General features: G+C 36.2%; 1 protein-coding gene. It reads right to left on the bottom strand.

From position 1 onward, the window contains the following. Positions 1-689, bottom strand: a 689-nt coding sequence (locus tag OXT66_RS09555) for a replication protein (protein WP_268597050.1), incomplete at its 3' end; no start/stop codon positions are given. Between the last annotated feature and the right edge of the window lie 874 nt (positions 690-1563).

Below are 1563 nucleotides of genomic sequence, written 5' to 3'. Positions count from 1 at the left end.
TCTTGTATCTCGCCAGTTTCTTTGTCTATGTCTCCTCTGCCATACTTGCGTTCCTGATAAACAGCATCGAAATATAGTCTTATCAGTCCAGTATGAGCACGTAAAACCGAATTAACGACCTTGATACTAGGCATGCCATATTCTGAACCATGAGCTTTTAAAAAGCGTCTCAATTCACGCATATTTGCCAAATTATGGTCATCAATCAAATCACAAACATAATTCAGCATGTCGTCTTTATCTTCCACATCAAGCGATATATATCTATCAATATCAAAATTATTTATCAGCGTAATATCTTTTTTATTATATTTATGTTTTCTCTTCTCAATAGCATCTTTAGACTCATGTGTAAGGTATGAATACATGCTTGCCATACTTCTGATGACTATTTGCACTTTAGCGATACTCCGATCACCTAGAAGCTGTTTAATCTTGTACCGAACACTATCAGCAGTAACTGGATTTTTAGCCACATAGACAACATGATAATGCGGCTTTTTATAGTGCTTGCCATTTCGTATGACATCATCAGGTGTCCATTTTGATTTATCAGTTTTTTCATCCATATCATGAAATGGACTAATAGCAATTGGAACACCAATTAATTCTAATTTCGATTTCCAATCTTCTGGAATAGATTCAGGATATAACAAAAAGGTGAAGTATCTTGATTTGTCTTTTGCCATAATGGTAAAATAACCTTGATAGAACAACAATGTTTAGCGGAAACTATCGTCTTGCCCAAGCCGAGTTTTCGCTTATTTTTTTTGTTCTAATTCCTTTCTAGAATAATTTTCTAAAGCTAAAGCTAAAATTGAAGACTTAGAAAAACCCTTTTATTTCGCAAGATTTTCCAAAGTAAAATACTGGACTTCGGTTATACTGACCGTAATTCTTTTTTTATTTGTAGCCATATTTATACTCCAAACTAAATCAAATTTAAGTACACCATTATTAGGCTTTTTTGCAACATTATTGTCAATAATATATGCTATAAATCTCTATTTCGCTAAAAACTCGCTAAAAACTCGCCGAAAACTCGCCGAGATTTAAAACTCTGTAACCATTGATATTAAAGGCTTGAAGACCATTTTTAACCAAAATTGGCACTCGGCACTTAAAAGGGGGGTCGTAGTACGGTCGCANCCCATAAATGAGCGGGTGCTCCCGCTCAAACTCACCCCGCACTCGCCGTGAGGCAGGCAAAAAAAGCAGGTGTGCTTTTCTTTGCATGCGCAAAAGTGTCTTAGTCTAGTGAGTCTGTCAACTCCTTAAAGCCTCCTAGAACGGCTAAAAGCCGTTCTACGTCGATTTACCGTTGACAGACAGCTAATTATGCATTTAACAGCTAAAATGGCTTAGAGAGCAAATTAGAGCCATTTAAAGCCAATATTCAAAGCAGTTAAAGTCCGAAGGAGCTAGCGACTGGACTTTAACTGCTTTGAATGTTTCAACTGACGCAAGTCAGTTTTGTTTGAGCGAAGCGAAATCTGATACAGGTTTTAGTGGTTTTAGCGCCTTTAGCATTTTCTTTTGATTTTTGCATTGCTATTTTTAAAG

The organism is Lentilactobacillus senioris (genome assembly GCF_026798195.1).
Lineage (GTDB): Bacteria > Bacillota > Bacilli > Lactobacillales > Lactobacillaceae > Lentilactobacillus > Lentilactobacillus senioris_A.
This window is presented reverse-complemented; position numbering and strand designations above follow the sequence as displayed.